Origin of the sequence: Thermobacillus composti KWC4 (assembly GCF_000227705.2) — a bacterium.
Taxonomy (GTDB): Bacteria; Bacillota; Bacilli; order Paenibacillales; family Paenibacillaceae; genus Thermobacillus; species Thermobacillus xylanilyticus.
In genome coordinates this window covers 3,740,911-3,747,500 of record NC_019897.1, presented here as the reverse complement: position 1 = coordinate 3,747,500, position 6,590 = coordinate 3,740,911, and the positions used below count along the sequence as shown (strand labels likewise).

Below are 6,590 nucleotides of genomic sequence, written 5' to 3'. Positions count from 1 at the left end.
GGGAGGGAAACTTGTAGTACCGAAGGTCATGCGTTCTGGCTGCCGAGAAAAGCCTCTAGCCAGGCGAAGGTGCCCGTACCGCAAACCGACACAGGTAGGCAAGCAGAGCATGCTGAGGCGCGCGGAAGAACTCTCGTTAAGGAACTCGGCAAAATGACCCCGTAACTTCGGGAGAAGGGGTGCCCCGGTAGGGTGAATAGCCCGAGGGGGCCGCAGTGAAAAGGCCCAAGCGACTGTTTAGCAAAAACACAGGTCTGTGCGAAGCCGCAAGGCGAAGTATACGGGCTGACGCCTGCCCGGTGCTGGAAGGTTAAGGGGAGCGGTTAGGTTTAGGCCGAAGCTGTGAACCGAAGCCCCAGTAAACGGCGGCCGTAACTATAACGGTCCTAAGGTAGCGAAATTCCTTGTCGGGTAAATTCCGACCCGCACGAATGGCGTAACGACTTGGGCGCTGTCTCAACGAGAGATCCGGTGAAATTTTAGTACCTGTGAAGATGCAGGTTACCCGCGACAAGACGGAAAGACCCCATGGAGCTTTACTGCAGCTTGATATTGGACTTTGGTACGGTCTGTACAGGATAGGTGGGAGCCTGGGAAGCCGGAGCGCCAGCTTCGGTGGAGGCGCCGTTGGGATACCACCCTGATCGTATCGAAGTTCTAACCTGGCGCCGTGATCCGGTGCAGGGACCGTGTCAGGCGGGCAGTTTGACTGGGGCGGTCGCCTCCCAAAGCGTAACGGAGGCGCCCAAAGGTTCCCTCAGAATGGTTGGAAATCATTCGGAGCGTGTAAAGGCAGAAGGGAGCTTGACTGCGAGACTGACAAGTCGAGCAGGGACGAAAGTCGGGCTTAGTGATCCGGTGGTACCGAATGGAAGGGCCATCGCTCAACGGATAAAAGCTACCCTGGGGATAACAGGCTTATCTCCCCCAAGAGTCCACATCGACGGGGAGGTTTGGCACCTCGATGTCGGCTCATCGCATCCTGGGGCTGAAGTAGGTCCCAAGGGTTGGGCTGTTCGCCCATTAAAGCGGTACGCGAGCTGGGTTCAGAACGTCGTGAGACAGTTCGGTCCCTATCTGTCGCGGGCGCAGGAAATTTGAGAGGAGCTGTCCTTAGTACGAGAGGACCGGGATGGACGTACCGCTGGTGTACCAGTTGTTCCGCCAGGAGCACCGCTGGGTAGCCAAGTACGGAAGGGATAAGCGCTGAAAGCATCTAAGCGCGAAGCCCCCCTCAAGATGAGATTTCCCACTGTAAAGGTAAGACCCCTGGAAGATGACCAGGTTGATAGGTTCGAGGTGGAAGCGCGGCAACGCGTGAAGCTGACGAATACTAATCGGTCGAGGGCTTATCCTAAATTTACCCCACAAAGTGACGATTCGCTTCGAAGCGTAGTCCGATTACTTTGCGGGGGCCCCGGAAACGGGTTCAGCTTGAAGCAAATCATTCGCATCCGGTTTTCAGGGTGCAAGGCGGGGGAACCGCAGCCGCTGACAGCGGCAACGCCCCTGTAACGCGGCGGCATAGCTCAGTTGGCTAGAGCGTACGGTTCATACCCGTGAGGTCGGGGGTTCGAGGCCCTCTGCCGCTACCATACCTGGAGGCTTAGCTCAGCTGGGAGAGCATCTGCCTTACAAGCAGAGGGTCGGCGGTTCGATCCCGTCAGCCTCCACCATTCAAGTTCATTACCTATCGCGGAGCCGTGGTGTAGAGGCCTAACATGCCTGCCTGTCACGCAGGAGATCGCGGGTTCGAATCCCGTCGGCTCCGCCATTCAAATCAAGGCTCGGTAGCTCAGTTGGTAGAGCAGAGGACTGAAAATCCTCGTGTCGGCGGTTCGATTCCGTCCCGAGCCACCATGGATTGTTTACCGTGGAGGGCTAGCGAAGTGGCCAAACGCGGCAGACTGTAAATCTGCTCCCAGTCGGGTTCGGTGGTTCGAATCCATCGCCCTCCACCACTTTCACGAATGAAGCCTCTTGCGCATAAGCGCAGGAGGTTTTTTGCATTTCGTCAAAGTTCCTTCCTTGGTTTAGCGGAGCGGCAATAGGGAAAGCTAAAACCCAAACCGTGGAATCGGGGTGGGATGATGTTGCTTGCGGTCATCAGCGCATTGTTCGCTTTCTTCGCCGTGCTCCTGGTCGTGCCGTATGTTACGCGGTTCGCCTTGCGGCACGGCTACGTGGACATGCCGGGACCGCGCAAAGTTCATGCCGCTCCCGTGCCGCTGCTCGGAGGCGCCGCAATCTACGCCGCCACCGCAGCGGCGATGCTGCTGTTCGGTGGCAGATCTTCGCTATCCGTCGCCGTCGCAGTCGGCGGACTGCTCATTGTGTTCATCGGTCTGCTGGATGACACGGCGAAGGCCAAGGGATATGAATTTCCGATCTGGCCGCGCGTGATCGTCTATCTGACGGCCGCATTCGTGCCGGTGCTGCTCGATATCCGCATCATCGGCGTATCCTCGCCCGGACCGGGCGGCATGATCATACTGCCGGAATGGGCATCCGTCATCTCGACCGTGGTGTGGATCTTCGCGCTTACGAATATGATCAATTTCATCGACGGCGTGGACGGGCTGGCCGCCGGCGTCTCCATGATCTCGTCGCTGACGCTGTTCCTGACCGCCGTCATCCGGCAACAGACGGATACGGCGATGCTGGCGCTCATCCTGTTCGGAGCATGCGCCGCGTTCCTCGCTTTCAACTTCTATCCCGCCCGCATTTTCATGGGTGACGCCGGGGCGGCATTCCTCGGCTATGCTTTGTCGCTGATCGCCGTGGAAGGCTCGCTCAAAAGCGCTACGCTCATCACCATTTTGATCCCGATGCTGGCGCTCGGTGTCCCGATCATGGATACCATCATCGTCATGGCGAGGAGGCTCGCCGAAGGCCGCGGGCTGCACAAGGCGGACAATCTCCATACGCATCATGCGCTGATGCGATGGGGGCTCACCCAGATCCAGACCGTATCGTTTCTCTATCTGCTGTCCATCGTATTCGCCCTGCTGTCGATCGTGCTGCTGCTCGCATGGGGCGCATGATCGACGCCGGAAGGCACCACCTGTCCGAATTGTGTTACAATAACGGTATTCGGGTGCGGATAGGAGCGTTGCGATGGAGTTGTCCTGGAGATCGAAACTGGAATCGCTGCTGGGCGCGCCGATCATGACGGCGGGTTTGCCGCTCGGCGAACGGGAATCCGCATGGCAGGGCGTCGGCCTGGAGCCGGGTGACCGGATCCGCTCCGGAAGCCGTTTCCGGCTGCCGGACGGCACGATCCGATTGATCGTCCGTGCCGACGATGAGAAGGTGGAGTATGCCGACCTTCAGCCTGGCGACCTTACCCGGCGGGAAGAGCAGCTGCTCGAATGGCTGCTGCTGGAACTGGAGCGCGACAGCCATGCCGAAGAAGGCCGGGAACGGCCGCTGAACCGGGAAATGCAAAGGCTCGGCGAATGGATTCAGGAACAGATCGGCGCCGGCCGTCTGCAGGCGGCTGTCCCGGATGAGTTCAACGCGGGCGGACGGCTCAACATCGAATGGATCCCGTTTCTTCTGCTCGCCGATCATGCGGCCAAGGCGAACGATGCGGAACTGGAGAAGCTGCTGCAGACGTATCTCGAAACGGACGTGCTGCTCGTGCCGCTCCGCGAGCAGGAGTGGCTCATTCTCGCTCCGGATTCGCTGCTCTATGAGGAGGTCGGCAGCAGGGGGGAAATCGAGGAGACGCCGGAGGAACTGCTGGAGAGCGTGGCGCGGGGCATGCACGACATGCTCACCAGCGAATGGCTCGGCGAGAACCATATCGCGGTCGCCCATCCGATCGTGCCGTCCGCTGCATTGGTCGATACGGTATACCTCCTGCGCGAGACGGTTGCTCTCGGGCGCCGGTTCCATCAAGGCGACACGGTCCATCTTCCCTGGAACATCCATCTGGAGCGGCTGCTGAACAGCATCCCGGATGAGCAGCGGCTCCGGTTCATCGAACAGGCCGCGAGCCGAACCGATTTGCTGCTTGAGCCGGAGATCGTGACGACGCTGGAGACGTTTTTCGCCATGAACTGCAATGTGAGCGATACGGCGAAGAAGCTGTTCATCCACCGCAACACGCTGCTGTACCGGCTGGACAAGCTGAAGCAGGAGACGGGGCTCGATGTGCGCCTGTTCCGGGATGCCGTGCTGGTGAAGATCATTCTGCTATTGTATAAAGTAACGAAAAGAAAGTAGTTTTTTTTGTATGGTTTGTGCATTTTCTTAGGCGGCTGCTGTACGCTAAGATGGTAATAAGCACTCCAATAAGAGCTTAGGGGGAAGAAACGCATGGCAGGCGTACGCTTGGAACACGTATACAAACGGTATCCCGGCTCCGATGTCGCATCGGTCAAGGACTTCAACCTCGATATCAAGGACAAGGAATTCCTCGTTCTCGTCGGTCCGTCCGGCTGCGGCAAGTCAACGACGCTGCGGATGATCGCCGGACTTGAAGAGATCACGGAAGGGAAGCTGTACATCGGCGACCGCCTCGTAAACGACGTTGCCCCGAAAGACCGGGACATCGCGATGGTCTTCCAATCCTACGCGCTGTATCCGCACATGAACGTCTATCAAAACATGGCGTTCGGCCTGAAGCTGCGGAAGTTCAAGAAAGCCGACATCGACAAACGCGTCCGCGAAGCTGCCAAGATCCTCGACATTGAGCATCTGTTGGACCGGAAGCCGAAAGCGCTCTCCGGCGGTCAGCGTCAGCGCGTCGCGCTGGGCCGCGCCATCGTCCGCGAACCGCAAGTGTTCCTGATGGACGAGCCGCTCTCCAACCTCGACGCGAAGCTGCGTACGCAGATGCGGGCGGAAATCTCGAAACTCGCGAAGCGGCTTGAGACGACGGTTATCTACGTCACCCACGACCAGATCGAAGCTATGACGATGGGCGACCGGATCGTCGTAATGAAAGACGGCGTCATCCAGCAAGCGGATTCGCCGGAAGTGCTGTACAACCATCCGGTCAACATGTTCGTTGCAGGCTTCATCGGTTCGCCGGCGATGAACTTCATCAAAGGCGGCCTGTACGAGCGCGACGGCGCCGTTCACTTCAAGGCGGACGGCCTCGACATCGAGCTGACGGAAGGCAAGGCAGCCATCGTCCGCGAGAAAGGCTATGTCAATAAAGAAGTCATCCTGGGCGTTCGTCCCGAAGACTTCCATGACGAGCCGGTCTTCCTGGAAGCATCGCCGAAGAGCATCGTGTCGGCGCTCGCGGAAGTCGTGGAAAACCTCGGCCACGAGAAGAACGTTTATCTCGCCGGACTCGGCAGCGATACAGTCATCGCCCGTCTGGACGGCCGTTCCGATGTGAAGGAAGGCGCGAACATCAAGCTGGCGATCGACATGAACAAGATTCATCTGTTCGATCCGGAATCGGAACTGAACATTTTCGAGACCTGATCCGCTGGATCAGCGCACAAGTCAACCGGGCCGCCTCATCGAGGCGGCTTTTCTGTTGTCCGCGGGTGCCGCGCGCATATCCCCGCGTTGCGCAAACCGCATCCGATCGGTTACGATGGTAACAAGCGGAAACCGGGAGCCGTACAAGGCTTTCGGTCAGTCATCAGCGCCGCGAACGCAGGCGGCAAGGAGGCAAGACGTTGGCAAAAGCCGTTAAAGTGTCCGTATTGGTCAAGCAATACCAACTGGAGGTCGTGGCGGGTGCGGAAGGCTTAGGCCGCAGCATTACGGTGGATGACCTGCATCGTCCCGGCCTCGAGATGGCGGGATATTTCGAACATTATCCTGGCGAACGCATTCAAATCCTCGGCCGCACCGAGCTGACATTCTTCCAGACGCTCGAGCCGGAGGTCCGGAAAGACCGGGTGAGCCGGCTCTGCCGGGACGAGACGCCGTGCATCATCGTCACGCGCGGCCTCGAGGTGCCCGAAGAACTGATCGAGGAGGCCGGCCGGAAGCAAATCCCCGTGCTTCGTTCCTCCATGGCGACGACCTATCTGATCAGCAAGATGACCGGCTTCCTCGAGCAGCGGCTGGCGCCGACGGCGACGATCCACGGCGTGCTGGTCGATGTGTACGGCATCGGCATGCTCATCACGGGTTCCAGCGGCATCGGCAAGAGCGAGACGGCGCTGGAGCTGGTGAAGCGCGGCCATCGGCTTGTCGCCGACGATGCGGTCGAGATCATCCAGACATCGGACGGTCATCTGTACGGGTCGGCTCCAGAACTGATCCGGTATCTGCTCGAAATCCGCGGCCTCGGCATCATCAATGTGATGACGCTGTTCGGCGCCGGCGCCATCCGGACGCAGAAACGGATCGAGATGGTCATCCGTCTGGAGAACTGGCAGCAGGAGAAGCAGTATGACCGCCTCGGGCTGGATGAGGAAATGACCCGCATCATCGAGACCGATGTGCCGCTCGTCACCGTGCCGGTCCGGCCGGGCCGCAACCTGGCGGTCATCGTCGAAGTGGCGGCGATGAATTACCGGCTGAAGCGGATGGGATACAATGCCGCGCTCCAATTCACGAACAAGCTGACGGAATCCATCGCGGAAGATATGGATGATTTCGAATAAGGGGGC

At 59.1% G+C, this 6,590-nt stretch carries 4 protein-coding genes, 5 tRNA genes and 1 rRNA gene (1 of these 10 running past the window's edge); all 10 read left to right on the top strand.

The genetic code is table 11. The features are described from left to right. Positions 1-1,357 (top strand): 23S ribosomal RNA (locus tag THECO_RS17125) (it extends 1,602 nt beyond the left edge of the window). Between the two features lie 161 nt (positions 1,358-1,518). Then, positions 1,519-1,595, top strand: a tRNA-Met gene (locus THECO_RS17120). A gap of 5 nt (positions 1,596-1,600) precedes the next feature. Continuing rightward, positions 1,601-1,676 (top strand) — tRNA-Val (locus THECO_RS17115). A 21-nt stretch (positions 1,677-1,697) separates the two neighbouring features. Next, positions 1,698-1,774 (top strand) — tRNA-Asp (locus tag THECO_RS17110). Between the two features lie 10 nt (positions 1,775-1,784). Further along, a tRNA-Phe gene (locus THECO_RS17105) sits at positions 1,785-1,860 on the top strand. Between the two features lie 15 nt (positions 1,861-1,875). Next, positions 1,876-1,961 (top strand) — tRNA-Tyr (locus THECO_RS17100). A gap of 126 nt (positions 1,962-2,087) precedes the next feature. After that, positions 2,088-3,044 carry an MraY family glycosyltransferase gene (locus THECO_RS17095; protein WP_041853974.1) on the top strand — a complete coding sequence of 319 codons (957 nt, stop codon included), beginning with the start codon at positions 2,088-2,090 and terminating at the stop codon, positions 3,042-3,044. 73 nt (positions 3,045-3,117) lie between these two features. Next, positions 3,118-4,230, top strand: coding sequence for a PucR family transcriptional regulator (locus THECO_RS17090; protein ID WP_015256281.1), 1,113 nt, complete (start codon positions 3,118-3,120; stop codon positions 4,228-4,230). Between the two features lie 93 nt (positions 4,231-4,323). Next, a complete protein-coding gene (locus THECO_RS17085) occupies positions 4,324-5,445 on the top strand; it encodes an ABC transporter ATP-binding protein (RefSeq protein ID WP_015256280.1) in 1,122 nt (373 codons plus the stop codon). A gap of 200 nt (positions 5,446-5,645) precedes the next feature. Beyond that, entirely contained in the window at positions 5,646-6,584 is a 939-nt protein-coding gene (hprK, locus tag THECO_RS17080; RefSeq protein ID WP_015256279.1) for an HPr(Ser) kinase/phosphatase, read from the top strand. The last annotated feature ends 6 nt before the right edge of the window (positions 6,585-6,590 follow it).

Bases quoted from the DNA above. Each gene is read 5' to 3' on its own strand.
- THECO_RS17095 (WP_041853974.1), top strand. From the start codon at position 2,088: ATGATGTTGCTTGCGGTCATCAGCGCATTGTTCGCTTTCTTCGCCGTG.
- THECO_RS17090 (WP_015256281.1), top strand. From the start codon at position 3,118: ATGGAGTTGTCCTGGAGATCGAAACTGGAATCGCTGCTGGGCGCGCCG.
- THECO_RS17085 (WP_015256280.1), top strand. From the start codon at position 4,324: ATGGCAGGCGTACGCTTGGAACACGTATACAAACGGTATCCCGGCTCC.